This is a genomic window from Neisseria sp. P0022.S010, from assembly GCF_051956635.1.
In genome coordinates, this window is the sequence record NZ_JBQCXF010000033.1 from 1 (window position 1) to 20,537 (window position 20,537).

Consider the following 20,537-nt stretch of genomic DNA (forward strand, 5'->3'; position numbering starts at 1 on the left):
AAATCCACATTAACAACGTATCCGGTACTGCTACCATGAAACTGCAACAATTACGTTATGCCCTTGAGGTTTACCGACACAATCTGAATGTCTACGAAGCCGCCGATGCGCTTTTCACATCCCAGCCCGGCATTTCCAAACAAATCCGCCTGCTTGAAGAAGAATTGGGTATCCAAATTTTTATCCGCAGCGGCAAACGTGTGGTTTCCGTTTCGCAACCGGGTAAAGCCGTATTAGAGATTTCGGAACGGATTTTGCGTGATGTACAAAACATTAAAAATATCGGCAGCGAGTTTACCGATCATGACAGCGGCTCGCTGACCATAGCGACAACGCATACCCAGGCGCGTTATGCTTTGCCCAAAATCGTTGCGGAATTTGTCAAAAACTACCCTAAAGTCAATTTGACCATCAAACAAGGCAGCCCTTCTGCCATCGCGCAAATGGTCAGCAGCGGCGAAGCTGATTTGGCAATTATTACTGAACGCATTGACGATCATCCCGAGTTGGGCAAACTGCCCTGCTATGAATGGAACCATGCCGTCATTGTTCCGCACGACCACCCTCTTTTGGACTGCCGCAATCCTTTAAGCCTTGAAGATTTGGCTTCTTTTCCGCTGGTTACTTACGAATTTGCTTTTAATTCCGGCAGCAGTATCGCGCGTACATTTAATAAAGCGCATATTGAGCAACCTGATGTTGCCTTATCGGCTGCCGATACGGATGTATTGAAGACATATGTCCGCTTAGGCTTGGGCGTTGGTTTGATGGCTAAAATGGCGTACGATCCCGTTGTCGATCAAGATTTACAACTTATTGATGCGGCACACTTATTTGAACCGTCACCCACTTGGATAGCCTTACGCACCGATACCTACCTGCGTGGTTACGCGTATGACTTTATCCAGATGTTTGCACCGAAACTGACTAGAGAAGTAGTCGACCGCATTCTGTACACGCCGGTTGTTGAAGATTTTTCAATTTGATATCTGACTATCACTTTCGTAACTTAACAATTATTCTTTAATTCTTGTTAAAAAGGCCGTCTGAAATATTTCAGACGGCCTAAGATTCAGATAGCGTGCGAACAACCGGAAACCATTTTCTTCAAGGTTGTCGCATCTAAGATTTTGATGTGCTTGTGTTCAACCGAAATCAAGCCTTCATGATGGAATTTAGACAAGGTGCGGCTGACTGTTTCCAGTTTCAGTCCCAAATAGCTGCCGATTTCCTCACGCGACATCCGTAAGATAAAATCATTGGCGGCGAAGCCTCGTGAATAGAGACGCTGAGACAGGTTGAGCAAGAATGCCGCCAATCGCTCTTCAGCGCGCATATTGCCCAAAAGCAACATAACGCCCTGATCTCGGACAATTTCGCGGCTCATCAAGCGGAAAAAGTGGGAGCGGAGGCTGGGAATATCCTGACCGAGTTCTTCAATATGTGTAAACGGAAGCTCGCATACCTCGCTGTCTTCCAAAGCCACAGCATCACAGCTGTGAATATGGGAACAAATCCCATCCATACCGATCAGCTCGCCAGACATAAAAAAGCCGGTTACCTGATCTCGTCCATCTTGGCTGGCGACTGTTGTCTTAAAGAAGCCTGCACGGATGGCAAACAAAGAGGTAAACGGCTCGCCGGCACGGAACAGGTATTCACCTTTTTTCAGACGGCGGCTTTGACGAATAACCGCGTCCAATTGTGAAAATTCGTTAGGCATTAGTCCGACAGGCAAACACAGTTCGCGTAAAGAACATGTGGAACACAAGGTTTTCATTTGATGTGTTGCATTGTGTGTAGCCATAACGCACCCTTAATCTGCATAGTTCTATAAATCCCTGATGAAGCCGAATAACTATTGACCCAAGTCAAAGTTGGCATATCATTATCAGGCATTCTACCAAACTATCGAAATTTTGACTAAAATTTTCCCTAATTTCCCTACTTTATACTACAAGCCCAACCATGAAAATCATCCCCATCTCGAATAACACCAACACAAACAACGAATTACCGGAATTCGATCGTGAATTGATTGCCAGTTTGCCATCAAGCGGTCCCCGTTATACATCCTACCCGACTGCCGACCGCTTCCATGAAGGCTTTAAAGAAGCCGAATATATCCAAGCTTTAAGCCTGCGTAACATTGGGGTGCTCAACAAACCCCTTTCGCTCTACATCCACATTCCCTTCTGCAATACCATCTGCTACTACTGCGGCTGCAACAAAATCATTACCAAAGACAAAAGCCGTGCTGATGCCTATATCCAGTATCTGGAAAAAGAAATGGAATTGCTGGCACCGCATTTGGGCGGAAGACACCAGCTCGCTCAGCTGCACTTCGGTGGCGGCACGCCCACATTCCTGAGCGACGACCAACTCGAACGCGTCTTCGACATGATTCGTAAATACTTCCAGCTGATTCCAAACGGCGAATACTCCATCGAAATCGACCCGCGCAAAGTCAGCCGCGAAACCGTCCTCAAACTGGGCAAACTCGGTTTCAACCGCATGAGTGTCGGTATTCAAGACTTTGACCCTAAAGTGCAGGAAGCCGTCAATCGCATTCAAAGCTACGAAGAAACCAAAGAAGTGATTAATGCCGCGCGTGAAGCCGGGTTTAAATCGGTCAGCGTCGATTTGATTTACGGCCTGCCGCACCAAAACACCGAAAGCATCAAAACCACCATCGATACGGTCTTATCCCTCGATCCCGACCGCCTTGCCCTCTACCACTACGCCCACCTGCCGCATATCTTCAAACCGCAACGCCGTATCGACACCAATGTCGTTCCCGGCAGCGAAGAAAAACTCGATATGCTGCAATATTGCGTTCAAACCCTGACCGAGCGCGGCTATGTCTTCATCGGTATGGACCACTTTGCCAAACCTGACGACGAACTCTCCATCGCCCTCAAAGAAGGTTTCCTGCAACGCAACTTCCAAGGCTATTCGACCTATGCCGACTGCGACTTGGTAGCGATCGGCGTCTCCTCTATCGGCAAAATCGGCAGCACCTACTCCCAAAACGAGCGCGACATCGATGCCTATTACGCCGCACTCGATGCCGGACATCTGCCGATTATGCGCGGCTACCAGCTCAATCAAGACGACATCCTGCGCCGCAACATCATTCAGGATTTAATGTGCCGCTTCTCGCTTGATTATCAAATTTATGAAAGCGTGTTCGGCATTCCGTTTAGCCGCTATTTTGCAGCCGAACTGGAAGATATGAAGCAACTGGAAACCCTCGGCTTGGTCCGTCTCAAACCACACAGTCTGACTGTTACGCCGAAGGGCCGTTTCCTGATCCGCAACATCGCCATGGTGTTCGACTACCATCTGCGCCATAAAGAAACCAAAGCCAAATACTCGCAAACCGTATAAATAGGAATAGAAAAGGTCGTCTGAAAATTTTCAGATGACCTTTGTTTTTATTTTCAATACTTTCGGGTAACATAAAACCATATTTCCCGCTTTATCAGGATTCAAAGTTAATTTGTATAGGCGCGTATCCTATGATTACCGAGCAGCAAAACGATATCCTCAGCATCAATCAAGTGCAGCTTCTCCTTGCTGAAAAACGCACGGCACTTGCTATCATGCGTACGGGCATTGCCGTTTTCGCACTCCCTTTGTCTATTTTCAGTGCACTGATTGCGACATCGAAATGGTACGAAGCCGTCGATGTTTGGCCTTTGCTCTCACTGGTCAGTCTGATGAACATCAGTTTGATTATTTTCTCGGTCTATCTGATTACCCGCTCACTCCGTAGAATGCATCAATACGACCGAATGATTGCCGATATCAAATACAACAACCAGTCTTTACGCAAACTGATTAAGTCATAAAGTGCAAATAGTTGGAGCTAGGCATAAGGTCGTCTGAAAATCAAAATATAGAGGAACTCCAGATTTGTATTAAAACATGATTCTGCCAAACATACCGTAATTGTTCTTGAAGACCTTACTGTACACTTTGCTCCCTCGTTTGGAATCGATACGATACCATTGCAGTACAAGATATAATCTGCGATATATTTATGGTTTCTCTTAGGGTTTTTATGCCTAGGGTGGCAGATATAAACTTATTGAAATGACCAACTCAATTGGATATTGGTAGGAATCCTACCGGATACACTTGCCGTGTTTAGACAAATACGAATGCAGTCTGAAATTTCGGTTTGTCCGGTCTCTTATCTCAAACGCTTTTAAAATATGGAACAACCCGATTTTTTCCCCATCCCCAGTCCCTGTATAGGTGTCTGCGAAGCCAATGCCAAAGGTTATTGCAAAGGCTGTCTGCGCAGTCGGGAAGAGCGCTTGTACTGGCTCCAGATGACCGACAGCCAAAAGCATCAAGTCATGCACCTCCTGTCCCTCAGGAAGGCCAAAATCCGCAACCGCAAAATGGAAAAACCCGAAACGGGTGAACATCCGGTTCAAAACCTGCTCGATTTCTAAATCGCCCTTGCCTACCGCACACCACAATAAGGAAAAACATGAAAAAACTGCTCGCCTGCCTGCTTGTGCCATTGACCGCCCTTGCCTTGGGTGCCTGCAAACCCGCCGCAACTTCACCCGAAAGCAAACCTGCCGAACTTAACTGGCAGCAGCCTAAACTGACCAGCAATGTTTGGAAAATCAGCAAAGAAGGCCAACCTGATTCCTACCTGCTCGGCACCATCCACATGGGACGAACCCATCAAACCCTGTCTTCCGATGCAGTCAAACTATTGCAATCCACCGACCAACTGACCACAGAAGTTGACCCATTGCCGGACAGCAGTCCGGAAACGAAAAAAATGTATCAAAAATACTTCAAAGAAGTCATGAGTACCGAACCGCTCAGCCGCAAGCTCGGCAAAACAGATTTCCGTCTTTTACAAGAAATCTATTCACAAAATGAAGAAAGCCGACCCATCGCCCAAATTGCCGACAAACTCCATCCATGGGCGGCATTCATTTTTGCCGGCAGTACATTTCCCAAAGGGTATAGCTCAGAAACCGGTGCAGATATGTTGCTGACCAACGCAGCCGCCGACATCAATAAGCCGCGTGGTTCATTAGAAAGTTTGGATGATGTTACCGCGATCTTCAAAGCCCAGCCTGAAGAAACCATGCTCAACTTTCTGAAAGCCAGTATTAAAACCAATAAAGAAGAAACCGAAGATATCAAAAAACTCCATCAAGCCTATTCAGACGGCCGCTTTGAAGAACTCATCCCACTTTTGGAAGAAACCGAACAACGCACCCTCAAACTTGTTGATACCAAATACGCCAAAGCCATGTCCGATTGGCTGAAAAACGACCTCCTGATTCGGCGTAACTTGGCATGGCTGCCTGAAATCCGCAAGCAATCCGCCAAACAAAGCACCCTCTTTGCTGTCGGCATTGCCCATTTACCCAGCGAAAAAGGCTTAATCGAACTATTGCGTCAAGAAGGCTATCAAGTAACGCCCGAACCCAAAGTCCTGATTTGGCAATAAATCCCAATCAAACAACAAGGCCGTCTGAAAGTCTTTCTTTCAGACGGCCTTTATTTAATCTCTATTAAATGAAGCAGTAAGCAATGTTGAGCGTAACAATCAATCGCCCAATGCCGCTACCATCACCGCTTTAATCGTATGCATCCGGTTTTCTGCCTGATCAAACACAATGCTGGCTTCGCTTCCAAAGACTTCTTCCGTTACTTCCACACCATTCAGGCCGAATGTCTCATAAATCCATTCGCCGACTTTGGTTTCGCGATTATGGAAAGCAGGCAGACAGTGCATAAACTTGACTTGCGGATTTTCCGCCGCCACCATCAGCTCAGGCGTAACTCGGTAACCTTTCAGCAAATCAATACGTTCCTGCCAAGCCTCTTTAGGCTCGCCCATGCTGACCCACACATCGGTATGGATAAAATCCACGCCTTTTACGACTTCTTTCACATTCTCCGTCAACAGAATCCGTCCGCCGGTCTCTTTGGCAACAGCCTGTACCGTCTCGATAATGTTTTCAGACGGCCACAAACTTTTCGGCGCACCGATACGCACGTCCATGCCCAGTTTTGCAGCCAACACCAGCAACGAATTGGCCATGTTGTAACGCGCATCGCCGACATAGGCAAACGCAATTTGGTTCAAAGGCTTGTCGCTATGTTCGCGCATCGTCAGCGCATCGGCGAGCATTTGGGTCGGGTGGAACTCGTTGGTCAAACCATTGAACACAGGCACGCCTGCATACTTGGCCAGCTCTTCCACTACATCCTGCCCAAAGCCGCGATACTCAATACCGTCAAACATCCGCCCTAAAACACGCGCCGTATCCTTAATGCTTTCCTTATGCCCGATTTGACTGGCAGAAGGCTCCAGATAAGTTACTCCTGCGCCTTGGTCGCGTGCGGCCACTTCAAACGCGCAACGGGTGCGGGTCGATGTTTTCTCGAAAATCAGGGCGATGTTTTTTCCCTTCATACGCTGCACCTCGCGCCCTGCTTTTTTAGCAGCTTTCAATTCGGCGGCAAGGTCGAGATAGGTGGTAATTTCTTCCGGCGTAAAATCCAAAAGTTTTAGAAAATGGCGGTTTTTCAGGCTCATGTCTTATTTCTCTTTTTCTAGCGTGGGCGTTGCCCAACATTTTTCTCCATGCAGATTTTTCCGGGCTTCCCCGACCTTCTGCTACTCAATTTTTTAACGTGCGAAGCCTGCCCGAAGCGCGGCCCCTTATCCTCTATCAAAACTCAGAACAAGGCCGTCTGAACTTCGCCTCGCTCCAAGGCAAGCAACGACTGTTTGCGGTTCAAGCCGCCTGCGTAGCCGATCAGTTTACCGTCGCTGCCAATAACGCGGTGGCAGGGAATCAGGATAGACACCTTATTCTGTCCGTTTGCAGCGGCAACGGCACGAATGGCTTTAGGATTACCCAACTGTTGCGCCTGCTCCTTGTAGCTGCGCGTTTCACCGTAAGGAATGGTCAGCAGCGCATCCCACACCTGCTGTTGAAAGGCTGTACCTATCGTTTCCAAAGGTGTCGCAAAAACTTTCAGACGGCCTTGAAAGTATAAATCCAATTCTTGGCGCAAAAGTTGCGTTTGCTCATTTTCTTGGAAAATAAACTGCCCGCGCAAAGCTTTTTGGACAGCCATGATTTCCTGTTCCATATGTTTCTGCCCGACAAATTCCAGCAGACACAAACCCTTGCTACCAAACACCGCCAACATCTCGCCCAAGGACGTAGCAACCGCGGCAACAGTCAGTTCGTTTGGACTATCTGGATAACGTGTTTCCAACAGCCGGATAGCTCGGCGGATACGGACATATTCCTCAGGCGTACAACCGATACAGTCAATAAAATCCTGCTCGAACTGCTTGGCTTCGTGTTCAGTAAGACGCTCGTGCAGCAAGGCTTCGAGGTCGGCAGAAAAGTCGGTTTCCAACTGCTCGCGGATTTCATTCCACTTTGATGGAAGATTGTTTAAAAAAGGCAGAGTAATCATCTGCATTTACTCCCGATAATCAACAAACACCAACCAATTACTCGATGAATGATAAGTTCCACCATCCGGTACGGCGGCTTTAAAACTTATGCGCAGGTTGGCTGGAAGTTTCCACCTACCTTATCAATGAAACTCGCCCCAAAAATTCATAAAATCCAAAAATTGGAATTATAGAATTTTCTTTAAAACAACAAACTCTTTGTCTTTTTCTATCTTAAATTTTCCCAAGACCCACTCGCCACTCTTTTTAAACTCTCCGTTTTCTCCACAATAGCCTCTTTGCTCAACCTTAGTCGCTTGCAGAATCACTTCGTCATCACTTACAAATCGATAAAGACCTTCTGAATGCGGAAAACATTCATTACCGTATTCTGCTGAATAACTGCTGCTAAACCTGCCGTCCTTATCAAACTCAATGTGCTTTCCATAAATGTGATTGTCAGAGCCGGCTGTTTCTGCCCGACTGAGATAATATGCGTTTTGGGGCGCATCCATGAGTAACTCGTCAATATGCCACAATCCCACCAGCACATTTTTTTCTAAAATTTTTCCTTGACTGATTGAAACCACCGGGGGCTTTGGTTTGGACTCAAAGCAACCTGTCAAAGACAATGACAATCCCAATACAACAAGGGCAGAGATAAATTTCGGCATGGGGAAACCTTTAGTGAAGAAATCGATTAATGACAGTCAAAGCATTGCCCCAATGTATGCCAATTTTGATGGGGCAATACCCTTTCTGCCGTTTTCAGACGGCCTTTTTCACTTCAACAAACGTTTCAACATACCTTCATACACTGCCGACAGCTTCGGAATATCGTCCAAACGTACGTTTTCGTTGATTTGGTGGATGGTCGCGTTGGACGGGCCTAACTCGATGAGTTCTTTGGCAATGGCCTTGATGAAGCGTCCATCCGAAGTACCGCCGGTGGTGGACAATTCGGCCTCAACGCCACAAATCTCGGCAATGGCTTCGCGCGCCACATCGGTCAGTTTTCCTGCCTGAGTTAAAAACGGTTGGCCTGAGCAAGACCACTGCAAATCGTATTGCACGCCGTGTTTGTCCAAAATGGAGTGAACGCGTTGTTTCAGCCCTTCTTCGGTGGACTCGGTGGAGAAACGGAAATTGAATTTAACGTTCAGCTCGCCCGGAATCACGTTGGTCGCGCCTGTGCCGCCGTTGATATTGGAAATTTGGAAACTGGTCGGCGGAAAGTATTCGTTGCCCTCGTCCCAAACTTCCTGCGTCAGCTCCAACAAGGCCGGGGCAAAAGTATGCATGGGATTGATTGCCAAATGCGGATAGGCAATATGGCCTTGCTTGCCTTTGACGGTCAGATTGCCCGACAGCGAGCCACGGCGGCCGTTTTTCAACATATCGCCTAATTTATCCACGGCAGTCGGTTCACCGACGATACAGTAATCAATCAACTCGCCGCGCGCTTTCAACACATCGACGACTTTGGTCGTACCGTCCAGCGCATCACCCTCTTCGTCCGAAGTAATCAGGAGCGCGATGCTGCCTTGATGATTGGGATTTTCGGCAACGAATCGCTCGCAGGCGGTAACAAAACAGGCAATGCTGGTTTTCATATCCGCCGCGCCGCGGCCATACAGACGGCCTTCACGCTCGGTCGGTTCAAACGGTGGCGAATCCCATTTTTCAACAGGGCCTGTCGGCACGACGTCGGTATGTCCGGCAAAGCAGAACACCGGAGCCTGAGTACCGCGGCGCAACCAAACGTTTTTGGTGTCGCCAAAATGAAGCTCTTCGACGGCAAAACCGATTTTCTGCAGGCGTTCGACCAGCAGTTGTTGGCAGTTTTGGTCATCCGGCGTCACGGACGGGCGGGAAATCAGCTCTTTGGCAAGCTCTAGGGATTGGGTTTCGGTCATATTTGTTCACTTTGAGAAACAGGCCGTCTGAAACGTTCTGAATATGATTTTCAGACGGCCTTGAGTTTATTTGAAGATACTGAATAGGCAGTCTGCCTTTCGGTATTCTGAGTTATTTTCCATGACAAGCTTCGTAAAGCGGCAGTAAGTCTTCCACTGTTTCCACTATCCATTTCACGACATCCTGCTTGCCCAAATCATCACGTTCGATATGTTTCCCGATACAGAAGAAATCTTTGTCGTCTCGAAGCTTTCTATCGCCGTCGCTTTGTTGGGCGACGATACGATAATCGTCATATTCGCTTTCCGCACCATGCCACATATCGAAGGAAGCGTATTTTTCAGTATCAAAATTATCCAGCCAGCGGTTGTAATCAGGCAGCGCAATGGGGGAAACATCGGCTTTATAGCAATGCCAGTCCAAGCTGACACTTAAACGGCGGCGATTCAGCAAAATCGATAAAATCGCTGCGGAATTTTTATATTGTTCGTATTTGAAATAGGCAAAGAAATGAGCGCGCACCTGCCAGCCGTTACACCAGCGTTCGATATGCGGCGGCGCAAACGGCGCACCCAATTCGGCGGCAACCTGCTGGATCAGCTGCTGCCATACCTGCCAGTTTTCTTTATAGTCTGCCTTGATTTGCGGAATGCTTTCAGGCTGGTATTTTTTAAGCTGGGAAAACTGGAAAAAAGGGATATTGAACAAATCGCAACTTTTTGGGGTCAGCATAGTGTATTCCTTGAGACGATTGTTTCAGACGGCCTTATTTGCGGCGGCGTGCGGCCATAATTTCGCCGATTTCGGTCAATTTTTCTTTGGGGATAAAGGTTTTGCCCATATCAAACAGTGGCTCTTCAATTGCCAGATGAACATCATATCCTGCGACAAAACGTTTGAATGCTTCGGCATCAGGGATATAGGCATTGTCCGCTTCAAGCTTGGCAAATTCAGCCTCTACGCCGTCCCAGTTGCTATGCAGGCTAATATGTTGGCGCAACAGCTCGTCAACGCTTTCTTGAGCTTGCGGCGCATATTGCAACAAAAGCGGAAAGAAGTTTTCTTCTTCATCTTCGTGGTGTAACGGCGCGGCAACGTTGAAATACTGGGCAATTTGGCGGATGGTTTGCAAAACAACCTGATTACAGCCGTTTTCGGCGATATAGTCCGACAACATAGCAACCTGATTGCAGAAACGGCGCACTTTGCCGTGGCAGGCATACAGCATTTCAATGGGTTCGGCAAAAGTAACGCTTTTGGTTTCAAACGGATTCATAGGTTTTATTCTTAAATTAATGTTTCCAGATTATAACAAAACAGCCTGCGCAAGGCAGGCTGTCTGTTTTCGAGCTTTAGGCGGATTAGTCAACCAAAGTAACTTTACCGTTCATCAAAGCGCCGTGACCTGGGAAGGTGCAAGCGAATTTGTATTCGCCGTCAGCCAGTTTGGCTGGATCCAGAGTCAAAGAAGATTCTTCGCCGCCACCGATCAGTTTGGTGTGGGCAACAACACGTGCATCATCAGGTTTGACGTAGTCAGTGTCAGCTGCGCCAACGCCATCTTTGAAAATACCGTCCATGTCTTCAGCTTTACCGATGACAATGTTGTGACCCATGCTGGTTTTAGGTTGGGTACCGGTGTGTTTCAGGGTGATGGTGAATTCTTTACAAGCTTTGCTTACTTGGATTTCTTTAGTGTTGAACTGCATAGCGTCGTTGGCTTCAACAGTAGTCGCGCAGTTGCCGGCAGCAGGAGCAGCGGCAGCGTCGGCCGGAGCGGCTTCAGAAGCAGGAGCTGCATCAGCAGGTGCAGTAGTTTCTGCAGGGGCAGCTTCGGAAGCGGCAGGGGCTTCAGCAGGTTTTGCAGCTTCTTGAGAGCATGCAGCCAAGCCGATAACGGCAGCGGAAATCAGAGCTAGATAAGCTTTCATTGATGTATCTCCTAATGATGAGAGTTTTGTTAAGTTCTATTAATAGCACCACACGAATATATTAATAAAAGGCAAACGCCAAACTAAAATTTATCCGCATAGAGTGATGTGAAATTCAGGCGTTATTTTGCTACAAACTTCACACGAAATCAAAGTTTCAAGCCAAGTTTACATCAGTTTACCTAAAAGAAAACAGATACTTTCTAGGTCGTATTTCTTTGGTATTAGATACTATCAGCCGAACGATATAAGTTTTAACATTTATTAACTATAATCTCATTTAACATAATTTTAACGGCTATGCTTGCGTACCAATTCTGCCAATGCCGCCGCCAATTCGGGATGTTTACCTTCCAATTTGGCTGCTGCCTCATTAAAACTGTCTAAAGCTGCCTCGCTCAATCGCAAACTATTGGTTTTCAGCTGAACCGGAGGCTTAGGGACTACCCTGACCACCACTTCCCTGACGCCTGCATGCAATGTTTGCAACTTGGGCAACATAGCTGGCAGGATCATTTTCAAGCGCGAAGCAGCCATATTGTTGGCGGCAAGCAAGACCAATCTTCCGTCTTCTACGCAGGCCGTCTGAAAATGCGGATGCAGGTTGGCCGGCAAAACTGTTTTGATTTTTGCATCCAATTTCCGCCATTGTTGCGATTGTTGCAACAAGCCCGCCAATAAATGATCGCGCTTGCCTAATTGTGCTAAATCCATATATTTCAGACGGCCTCTCAGTAAATTAACCAAACAATTACAATTGAAATACAGCAAAACCGCCTTTATTTCAAACAGCATTACCGCGTTATACAAGCGCTTGTGTTAAAATTCCAGTTTCGCCCACTATTATATCAAGGCGCAGGAATTATTCATGCTGACAAACATTGCTAAGAAAATCTTCGGCAGCCGCAACGACCGCCTGCTGAAACAATATCGTAAATCCGTTGCCAAAATCAACGCACTTGAGAAACAAATGCAGGCATTGAGCGATGCAGAACTGCAAGCTAAAACAGCCGAATTCAAACAACGTCTCGCCGACGGACAAAGCCTGGACGACATCTTGGTCGAAGCCTTTGCCGTCTGCCGCGAAGCATCGAGCCGTGTATTGGGCATGCGCCACTTCGATGTACAGCTGATCGGCGGTATGGTCCTGCACAACGGCAAAATCGCCGAAATGCGTACCGGTGAAGGTAAAACTTTGGTGGCCACCCTTGCTGTTTACCTGAATGCATTGTCAGGAAAAGGCGTACACGTCGTTACCGTCAACGACTACCTCGCCTCCCGTGACGCGAGCATTATGGAGCCGTTGTACAACTTCCTAGGCTTGAGCGTCGGCGTAATCGTAGCCGATTTGCAACCTTTCGAACGCCAAACTGCTTACGGTGCCGACATTACTTACGGCACAAACAACGAATTCGGTTTCGACTACCTGCGCGACAATATGGTGACCGACCAATACGACAAAGTTCAGCGCGAATTGAACTTTGCCGTTGTCGACGAAGTGGACTCCATTCTGATTGACGAAGCGCGTACGCCACTGATTATTTCCGGCCAGGCGGATGACAACATCCAGCTCTACCGCGTGATGAATGCCGTTCCTGCCCAACTTATCCGCCAAGAAACCGAAGAAGGCGAAGGCGATTACTGGGTAGATGAAAAAGCACACCAAGTTATCCTGAGCGAAACCGGTCACGAACACGCCGAGCAAATTCTGACCCAAATGGGCTTATTGCAGGAAAACGATTCGCTCTACTCTGCCACCAATATTTCCCTGATGCACCACCTCATGGCTGCATTGCGCGCACACACCTTGTTCCACAAAGACCAACACTACGTCATTCAAGACGGCGAAATCGTGATTGTGGACGAATTCACAGGCCGTCTGATGGCCGGCCGCCGCTGGTCCGAAGGCTTGCACCAAGCCGTTGAAGCCAAAGAAGGCGTAGAAATCAAACGCGAAAACCAAACGCTCGCATCCATTACCTTCCAAAACTACTTCCGTCTGTACAGCAAACTGTCCGGTATGACCGGAACAGCCGATACCGAAGCCTTCGAGTTCCAAAGCATTTACAACCTCGAAACCGTCATCATCCCGACCAACCGTCCTGTACAACGTAAAGACTTCAACGACCAAATCTTCCGCTCAGCCGAAGAAAAATTCGAAGCCGTCGTCAAAGACATCGCCGAATGCCACAAAAACGGCCAACCGGTTTTGGTCGGTACAACCAGCATCGAAAACTCCGAACTGGTTTCCCGCTTGTTACACGAAGCAGGTCTGCCGCATAACGTTCTGAACGCCAAAGAACACGAGCGCGAGGCATTAATTGTCGCTCAAGCCGGTAAAGTCGGCGCAATTACCGTTGCCACCAACATGGCAGGCCGCGGTACCGATATTGTCTTGGGCGGCAACCTCAAACATCAAATCGAAGCCATCCATGCCGATGAAACCTTGAGCGAACAGCAAAAACAAGCGCAAATTTCCGCCCTTGAAAGCGGTTGGCAAGCCGAACATGACCAAGTTGTGGCCGCAGGCGGTTTGCACATTATCGGTACAGAACGCCACGAAAGCCGCCGTATCGACAACCAGTTGCGCGGTCGCGCGGGCCGTCAGGGCGACCCCGGCTCCAGCCGTTTCTATCTGTCGTTTGAAGACCCATTATTGCGTCTCTTTGCACTCGACCGTGCCGCCGCCATCCTCAACCGCCTGGCACCTGAGCGCGGCGTTGCCATCGAACACGGTCTGCTGACCCGTCAAATCGAAGGCGCACAACGTAAAGTCGAAGGCCGCAACTTCGATATGCGTAAACAAGTTTTGGAATACGATGACGTTGCCAATGACCAACGTAAAGTGATTTACCATCAACGTAACGAAATCCTGACCAGCAAAGACGTCAGCGATTTGACCCGCGAAATCCGCGCCGACGTTATCAGCGACTTGGTTGATTACCATATCCCACCTGACAGCATGGAAGAACAATGGGACATTCCGGCACTGGAGCACCAACTTGCCGCCGATTTCCGCCTGCATGTCGATATTAAAGGCTGGCTGAAAGAAGACAGCACTTTGGACAACCAAGACATTAAAGAACGCCTCATCAAGCGCATCGAAGACGAGTATGCCGAAAAAGTCGAATTGGTCGGCAAACAGGCTATGTCTGACTTCGAACGCAATGTTATGCTGCAAGTTATCGACAACCAATGGCGCGAACACCTCGCCGCTATGGACTACTTGCGCCAAGGTATCCATCTGCGCAGCTATGCTCAGAAAAATCCAAAACAGGAATACAAACGCGAAGCTTTCGCCATGTTTGAAAACCTGTGGCGCAGTATCAAACAAAACATTGCCGCTTTGCTGACCGCCGTTCAAATCGAGCGCAACAGCGAATACGACCACACTGCCGCACAAAGCGTCAGCGATGTTCAAACCGTCCACTCCGATGCGCCTGATATGGAAGAATTGCTCGGCCAATCGCAAACCGATTTGGTTACAGAAGCGTTCGATCCTGACGGCACAGACTTCAGCCCCGAAGCGCTTGCACAAAACGGCCTGATTGTTCACCGCAACGATCCTTGCCCTTGCGGCAGCGGCCTGAAATACAAACAGTGCCACGGTAAATTGAACTAAGCAGTCATCTCAAAAGGCCGTCTGAACGGTGAAACAAGAATCTTTGATTTCGTTCTCACATCTGTTCAGACGGCCTGAGAATTATCCAAACAAGCAAAAAATTTCCAAACCCAATTTCAAAAGAGTATCCCTATGGCAGGCAATACCTTCGGACAAATCTTTACCGTTACCACTTTCGGCGAAAGCCACGGCGCAGGCTTGGGCTGCATTATCGACGGCTGCCCGCCCGGATTAGAATTGAGCGAAGCGGATATCCAGTTTGACCTTGACCGCCGCAAACCCGGCACCAGCCGCCACGTTACCCAACGCCGCGAAGCCGACCAAGTCGAAATCCTCTCCGGCGTATTCGAAGGCAAAACCACCGGTACACCCATCGCCCTCCTGATCCGCAATACCGACCAACGCAGCAAAGACTATGGCAATATCGCCACCAGCTTCCGTCCCGGTCATGCCGATTACACCTACTGGCATAAATACGGTACACGTGACTATCGCGGCGGCGGTAGAAGTTCCGCCCGCGAAACCGCTGCCCGCGTTGCCGCCGGAGCAGTCGCTAAAAAATGGCTGAAAGAAAAATTCGGCACGGAAATCACCGCCTACGTTACCCAAGTCGGTGAAAAAGAAATCCAGTTTGAAGGCTACGAATACATTTCCCAAAATCCTTTTTTTGCAGCAAACCAAAGCCAAATTGAGGGCTTGGAAAACTATATGGACAGCGTGCGCAAATCATTGGATTCTGTCGGCGCAAAACTTCATATCGAAGCAGCCAACGTCCCTATCGGCTTGGGCGAACCGGTTTTTGACCGCCTCGATGCAGAAATTGCCTATGCCATGATGAGCATTAATGCCGTCAAAGGCGTGGAAATCGGTGCAGGTTTTGATAGCGTAATGCAACGCGGCAGCGAGCATGGAGACGAGCTCACACCTCAAGGTTTTCTATCCAACCACTCAGGCGGCATCTTGGGCGGCATCAGCACAGGACAAGATATCCATGTGAATATTGCCATCAAACCGACCAGTTCCATCGCCACACCGCGCCGGAGCATTGATATAGAGGGCGACTCTGTCGAACTTGCCACACACGGCCGCCACGACCCCTGCGTCGGATTACGCGCCGCCCCGATTGCAGAAGCCATGCTGGCCTTGGTATTGATTGACCACGTCTTACGCCATCGTGCGCAAAATGCCAACGTTCAGGTAAATACACCGGACATTGCCAAATTGGAAAAATAACCATTTATTTCTGAATATTCTCAGAAAAATTTAGCCAAATCACAGTCTTTATACTACAATAGCACCTTATTGCCGTATGACAAAAATACGGATTTATATTAGAGGAATACAACCGCAATGGCACAAGAAACCGCTTTGGGCGCTGCGCTGAAATCTGCCGTCCAAACCATGAGCAAGAAAAAACAGACAGACATGATTGCCGACCACATTTACGGCAAATATGATGTATTCAAACGATTCAAACCGTTGGCCGTCGGTATCGACCAAGACTTGGTTGCCGCCCTGCCCCAATACGACCCTGCACTGATTGCACGCGTACTGGCCAACCACTGCCGCCGTCCGCGCTATCTGAAAGCCCTGGCTCGCGGCGGCAAACGTTTTGACTTGAACAACCGCTTCAAAGGCGAAGTCAGCGCAGAAGAACAAACCATCGCCCAACAGCACCCAGCCGTTCAACAGGCATTGGCTGCACAAGCCGAACGCCAAGCCGCTAAGGCTACCGCTGAAGCAGAAACTGCTCCTACACAAGCCGAGACCAACGAAGCTGCTGAATAATGTTCAGACGGCCTGATAAGGCCCATACTAAATAGAAAAAACCCCAGTTCAATACGACACTTAAACGTCGATGGATTGGGGCTTTTTATTGCCTTAACCTTATAGTAGGCTGATTAAAAATAGCTTTGTTTATATCCTCACCAAGCCAAGTTTTGAAACCAAAATCTTTTCTAAGCTATTCCCAATAAGGTATTTCCCTATTACCTTGATTATTCTTGTATCAGTTCAAACATTGAACAACATGATTTATGCATCGTTAAAATAAACTAAAATCTACCCCTTACAAAAATAAGCAAAGGCCGTCTGAAATCTATCTTTCAGACGGCCTTTTTAAATCAAATAATCAATTAAAACACTGCTTGCAAAACCAAATAGCTGACAACAGACAAAACAGCAGCAGCAGGCAAGGTAATAACCCAAGCAAGACCAATCGGTTTCATCAATCTCCAGTTGGCATTGCGGTTAACCAAGCCGATACCCAAAACTGCACCCACCAAGATATGGGTACTGGAAACAGGCAAGCCCATAAATGATGCGGCCATCACGACGGCAGCAGCAGAAAGCTCAGCAGAAAAACCTGACGCGGGGTGCATTTCTGCCAAGCTGGTGCCTACGGTTTTAATCACTTCTTTGCCGACAAACCACAAGCCGACAATCAAAGCGATACCGAAAGTCAACATGGCAATCGGCGGCACGGCGTTTTGAGCAGTAATGCTGTTGGTACGCAACACATCCATAATTGCGGCAAACGGACCAATCGCATTGGCAATATCGTTCGCACCATGGCTGAATGCAAAACCGCAAGCGGTAAATACCTGCATCCATGAGAACATTTGAAAAGTCGATTTATCCAAATCTTTGCGTTTTAAACTTTTGGCAAATACAAACGTACCCATCCAAATAGCCGCGCCAATCATGAAAATGGTCAGGAAGCTGTTGACGTTGCTCATACCCAAATGCAGATTTTTCAGACCTTTGAAAATCAACATTGCCGCAATCATCATGCCGCCGACAGAAGCAATAAACGGCACCCAAGAATGCAGGGCTCTATAAGAATCTACTTCACCCTTACGGCTGTCAAAGCGGTGCAGACCGCGATAATACTCAGACTGCAATTCTTCAGGATCAAAGTCCGGCTCATCATAGATTTGGGCATCATGCGCCATTTTGGTGGCGTATTCGACTTTTTCAGATTCACTCAAGGCTTCAAAAAACAGGCGGTGCTCTTCTTTATAGGTTTTCTTCTCCAGCTTGATGCCTTTGAGCGTATTATCGGCCCAAGAGTTGTAGTCCAAAACGTTTTTCTTAATTCGTGAAAACAACAGATAGGAAACGATGCCGCCCAAAACCGGAGACAATATCCAAGACAAGGCAATTTCGCCCAACTTGTCCCATTGAATCAACGCAACAGAATCCACACCGTTCAATGCCGCCATACACAGAGCACTACCGACGATACCGCCGATAATGGCATGTGTCGTAGAAACCGGCAGACCTTTATGCGATGCAAAAAGCAACCACAATGCCGCAGCCAAAAGCGCAGACATCATAATAAAGACAAACTGCATCGGATCAAGATGCATGCCATTCAAATCGACGATACCCTTACGGATGGTATCTGTTACCTCGCCGCCGGCAATCACTGCGCCGCTGACTTCAAATACTGCCGCAATCAACAAAGCTTGCGGAATGGTCAATGTGCCGGAGCCGACACTTGTACCGAAAGAGTTGGCAATATCGTTACCACCCACATTAAACGCCATGAAGACACCGAAAAAGGTAGCAAGGATAAACAGGCCGGAGTGGTTGTAGTGGGTATAACCCAAGCCCCAATAAATAAAATAGCCGACCATGCTCACAAGCATAGCGGCAAAAACCGTATTAATCAGCTTCAAGTTCGCACTCGACTGAGTTTGAGCCATGGAAAGTTTCCTTTTGGAAAACATGTTGAGTCGCGTTATTTTAACCTTTTTGTAATCTTTCTTGCACCAACTATTTACATTAAATGCCGAAATTCCCGTAAAAACGTCAAAAGGCGTTAAAATGTCATTTTACCTTCTCTTTCTGTAACCGAAATGCAACCCCAATACTATATCGGCATCATGTCCGGAACCAGCATGGACGGCGCCGATGCCGTACTGATTCAAATGCAAGGCAAGCAATGGCAACGCGCCGTTGCCCACAGCTTTTTACCCTATTCAGACGGCCTGCGCCAAGAATTGTTGGCACTGCAAAATATAGGCGAAAATGAATTGCACAGAAGCAATATCCTGGCTCAAACACTCAGCCGCCTATACGCCCAAACCGTCCAGCAACTATTGGCAGAACAAAACCTGTCGGCCAAAGACATTGCCGCAATCGGCTGCCACGGACAAACCATCCGCCATGCGCCTGAACACGGTTACAGCATTCAACTGGTCAACCTCCCACTATTGGCCGAACTGACCGGCATTTTCACGATCGGCGACTTCCGCAGCCGTGACCTTGCCTGCAGCGGTCAAGGTGCGCCCCTCGTCCCTGCTTTTCACGAAGCGCTGTTTCAAGATGCGAATGAAACCCGTGCCGTACTCAACATTGGCGGCATTTCCAATATCAGCATCCTCCCGCCCGACAACCCTTCTTTCGGCTTCGATACCGGCCCCGGCAATATGTTGATGGATGCATGGATGCAACATATTTGGCAGCAGCCTTACGACAAAAATGGGGAAAAAGCCGCACAAGGCGAAATCCTCCCTGACCTGCTCGCTTCCCTGCTCGACCATCCTTACTTCAGCCGCCCTTATCCGAAAAGTACAGGCCGAGAGTTGTTTTCCCTAAGCTGGCTTCAAGGCCGTCTGAAAGGTAATGAAAAGCCGGAAGATGTGATACGCACATTGGTCTTTTATACTGCACAAACCATTTTTGATGCGACTAAACAAGCTGCTCCGGCGATTCATAATCTTTATATCTGCGGCGGCGGCATCCGCAATCCGATTTTGATGCAAGACTTGGAAACCCTGTTTTCTCCCAACACCAAATTGCACAGCACAGCCAAACTCCATCTTGATCCGCAATGGGTCGAAGCAGCCGCTTTTGCCTGGCTTGCAGCCTGTTGGTGCAATCAGGTCCCAAGTAATCCCCACCATGCAACCGGCGCACATTCACACCGAATCTTAGGCTCAGGACATTACGGCAACTAAAGTTGAATAAATAAAAAGGCCGTCTGAACATTTTCAGACGGCCTTTACTATATTAGCCTTTACTTATTCTTCTTCTGGCAAACGATTGATTTTTACACGGGCAATCCGTTGTCCATCCTTCTCAACCACTTCAAAACGCCAGCCATGGTAATCGATGAAGTCGCCCACATCAGGAATACTTTGCAATTCCTCCATAATCAAGCCGGCAACGGTATGGAAGTCCGCATCTTCCTCTTGAGCAGGCAGATTTAATTGAGAAGCCAATTCCACATACTCCAATGCACCATCCACAGACAGCGTTTCATCCTGACTGGCCGGAACAGCTTCTTCTTCCTCACGCTCAAACTCTTCGGGGAATTCACCGGCAATGGTTTCCAACAAATCTTTCATGGTCACCATACCCAACACTGCGCCAAATTCATCCACCACCAACGCATAATCCGCGCTGCTTTGACGGAACAATTCAATCGCATTCAACGCCGTCGTACTATCCGGCAAAATCAATGGTTGGCGCAAGGCCGTCTGAATATTGATTTCTCCCGATTCAAGCAGCTGGTTCAGCAAATCTTTTTTACTGATATAGCCCAAAGGCTCATCTACACCTGCCTTACCGACAACCAACAAACGGCTATACG

The 20,537-nt window shown here is 48.1% G+C and carries 20 protein-coding genes; 9 read left to right on the forward strand and 11 right to left on the reverse strand.

All coding sequences use genetic code 11. From position 1 onward, the window contains the following. Positions 1-35 precede the first annotated feature (35 nt). A complete protein-coding gene (locus ACTHUT_RS05605; protein ID WP_440418697.1) occupies positions 36-986 on the forward strand; it encodes a CysB family HTH-type transcriptional regulator in 951 nt (316 codons plus the stop codon). Positions 987-1,072: 86 nt separating this feature from the next. Here the strand turns inward: ACTHUT_RS05605 and fnr are convergent, their stop codons facing one another. Beyond that, positions 1,073-1,807, reverse strand: coding sequence for a fumarate/nitrate reduction transcriptional regulator Fnr (fnr, locus tag ACTHUT_RS05610; RefSeq protein WP_039862092.1), 735 nt, complete (start codon positions 1,805-1,807; stop codon positions 1,073-1,075). A 161-nt stretch (positions 1,808-1,968) separates the two neighbouring features. Between fnr and hemN the strand changes: the two genes are divergently transcribed. From hemN to ACTHUT_RS05630, 4 genes are all read left to right on the forward strand, one after another. Further along, positions 1,969-3,390 carry an oxygen-independent coproporphyrinogen III oxidase gene (gene hemN / locus ACTHUT_RS05615; protein ID WP_250599726.1) on the forward strand — a complete coding sequence of 474 codons (1,422 nt, stop codon included), beginning with the start codon at positions 1,969-1,971 and terminating at the stop codon, positions 3,388-3,390. Between the two features lie 131 nt (positions 3,391-3,521). Further along, complete coding sequence (locus tag ACTHUT_RS05620) at positions 3,522-3,854, forward strand: hypothetical protein (RefSeq protein ID WP_070749357.1); 333 nt, start codon at positions 3,522-3,524, stop codon at positions 3,852-3,854. A gap of 366 nt (positions 3,855-4,220) precedes the next feature. Then, complete coding sequence (locus ACTHUT_RS05625; RefSeq protein WP_049329517.1) at positions 4,221-4,466, forward strand: DUF1289 domain-containing protein; 246 nt, start codon at positions 4,221-4,223, stop codon at positions 4,464-4,466. 38 nt (positions 4,467-4,504) lie between these two features. Continuing rightward, a complete protein-coding gene (locus tag ACTHUT_RS05630; RefSeq protein ID WP_070749358.1) occupies positions 4,505-5,491 on the forward strand; it encodes a TraB/GumN family protein in 987 nt (328 codons plus the stop codon). Positions 5,492-5,590: 99 nt separating this feature from the next. Here the strand turns inward: ACTHUT_RS05630 and argF are convergent, their stop codons facing one another. From argF to ACTHUT_RS05670, 8 genes are all read right to left on the reverse strand, one after another. Continuing rightward, on the reverse strand, positions 5,591-6,586 hold the full coding sequence (gene argF / locus ACTHUT_RS05635; protein ID WP_250599724.1) for an ornithine carbamoyltransferase: 996 nt from the start codon (positions 6,584-6,586) through the stop codon (positions 5,591-5,593). A 143-nt stretch (positions 6,587-6,729) separates the two neighbouring features. After that, complete coding sequence (locus ACTHUT_RS05640) at positions 6,730-7,485, reverse strand: methylated-DNA--[protein]-cysteine S-methyltransferase (RefSeq protein ID WP_250591234.1); 756 nt, start codon at positions 7,483-7,485, stop codon at positions 6,730-6,732. A 168-nt stretch (positions 7,486-7,653) separates the two neighbouring features. After that, positions 7,654-8,139, reverse strand: coding sequence for a hypothetical protein (locus tag ACTHUT_RS05645; RefSeq protein WP_250599722.1), 486 nt, complete (start codon positions 8,137-8,139; stop codon positions 7,654-7,656). A 108-nt stretch (positions 8,140-8,247) separates the two neighbouring features. Then, positions 8,248-9,381, reverse strand: coding sequence for a succinyl-diaminopimelate desuccinylase (dapE, locus tag ACTHUT_RS05650; RefSeq protein WP_250599720.1), 1,134 nt, complete (start codon positions 9,379-9,381; stop codon positions 8,248-8,250). A gap of 112 nt (positions 9,382-9,493) precedes the next feature. Next, on the reverse strand, positions 9,494-10,114 hold the full coding sequence (locus ACTHUT_RS05655; RefSeq protein ID WP_250599718.1) for a glucose-6-phosphate 1-dehydrogenase family protein: 621 nt from the start codon (positions 10,112-10,114) through the stop codon (positions 9,494-9,496). 34 nt (positions 10,115-10,148) lie between these two features. Then, positions 10,149-10,658: a hemerythrin domain-containing protein gene (locus ACTHUT_RS05660; protein WP_049329511.1), complete on the reverse strand. Its 510-nt coding sequence runs from the start codon at positions 10,656-10,658 to the stop codon at positions 10,149-10,151. An 85-nt stretch (positions 10,659-10,743) separates the two neighbouring features. Continuing rightward, positions 10,744-11,313, reverse strand: coding sequence for an azurin (gene azu / locus ACTHUT_RS05665; protein WP_250599716.1), 570 nt, complete (start codon positions 11,311-11,313; stop codon positions 10,744-10,746). A gap of 291 nt (positions 11,314-11,604) precedes the next feature. Further along, a complete protein-coding gene (locus ACTHUT_RS05670) occupies positions 11,605-12,027 on the reverse strand; it encodes a DciA family protein (RefSeq protein ID WP_250599714.1) in 423 nt (140 codons plus the stop codon). 154 nt (positions 12,028-12,181) lie between these two features. Between ACTHUT_RS05670 and secA the strand changes: the two genes are divergently transcribed. From secA to ACTHUT_RS05685, 3 genes are all read left to right on the forward strand, one after another. Then, positions 12,182-14,935 (forward strand): preprotein translocase subunit SecA, encoded by a 2,754-nt coding sequence (gene secA / locus ACTHUT_RS05675; protein ID WP_250599711.1) that lies wholly within the window; start codon positions 12,182-12,184, stop codon positions 14,933-14,935. Between the two features lie 132 nt (positions 14,936-15,067). After that, positions 15,068-16,168, forward strand: coding sequence for a chorismate synthase (gene aroC, locus ACTHUT_RS05680; RefSeq protein WP_250599709.1), 1,101 nt, complete (start codon positions 15,068-15,070; stop codon positions 16,166-16,168). Positions 16,169-16,285: 117 nt separating this feature from the next. Beyond that, positions 16,286-16,723, forward strand: coding sequence for a ProQ/FINO family protein (locus ACTHUT_RS05685; protein WP_250599707.1), 438 nt, complete (start codon positions 16,286-16,288; stop codon positions 16,721-16,723). Between the two features lie 347 nt (positions 16,724-17,070). Here the strand turns inward: ACTHUT_RS05685 and ACTHUT_RS05690 are convergent, their stop codons facing one another. Beyond that, positions 17,071-18,645: an inorganic phosphate transporter gene (locus ACTHUT_RS05690; RefSeq protein ID WP_250599705.1), complete on the reverse strand. Its 1,575-nt coding sequence runs from the start codon at positions 18,643-18,645 to the stop codon at positions 17,071-17,073. A 153-nt stretch (positions 18,646-18,798) separates the two neighbouring features. Between ACTHUT_RS05690 and ACTHUT_RS05695 the strand changes: the two genes are divergently transcribed. Continuing rightward, on the forward strand, positions 18,799-19,902 hold the full coding sequence (locus ACTHUT_RS05695; protein ID WP_250599703.1) for an anhydro-N-acetylmuramic acid kinase: 1,104 nt from the start codon (positions 18,799-18,801) through the stop codon (positions 19,900-19,902). Positions 19,903-19,965: 63 nt separating this feature from the next. Here the strand turns inward: ACTHUT_RS05695 and ACTHUT_RS05700 are convergent. After that, the coding region (locus ACTHUT_RS05700) for a transporter associated domain-containing protein (RefSeq protein WP_440418696.1) at positions 19,966-20,537 on the reverse strand (572 nt) is incomplete at its 5' end.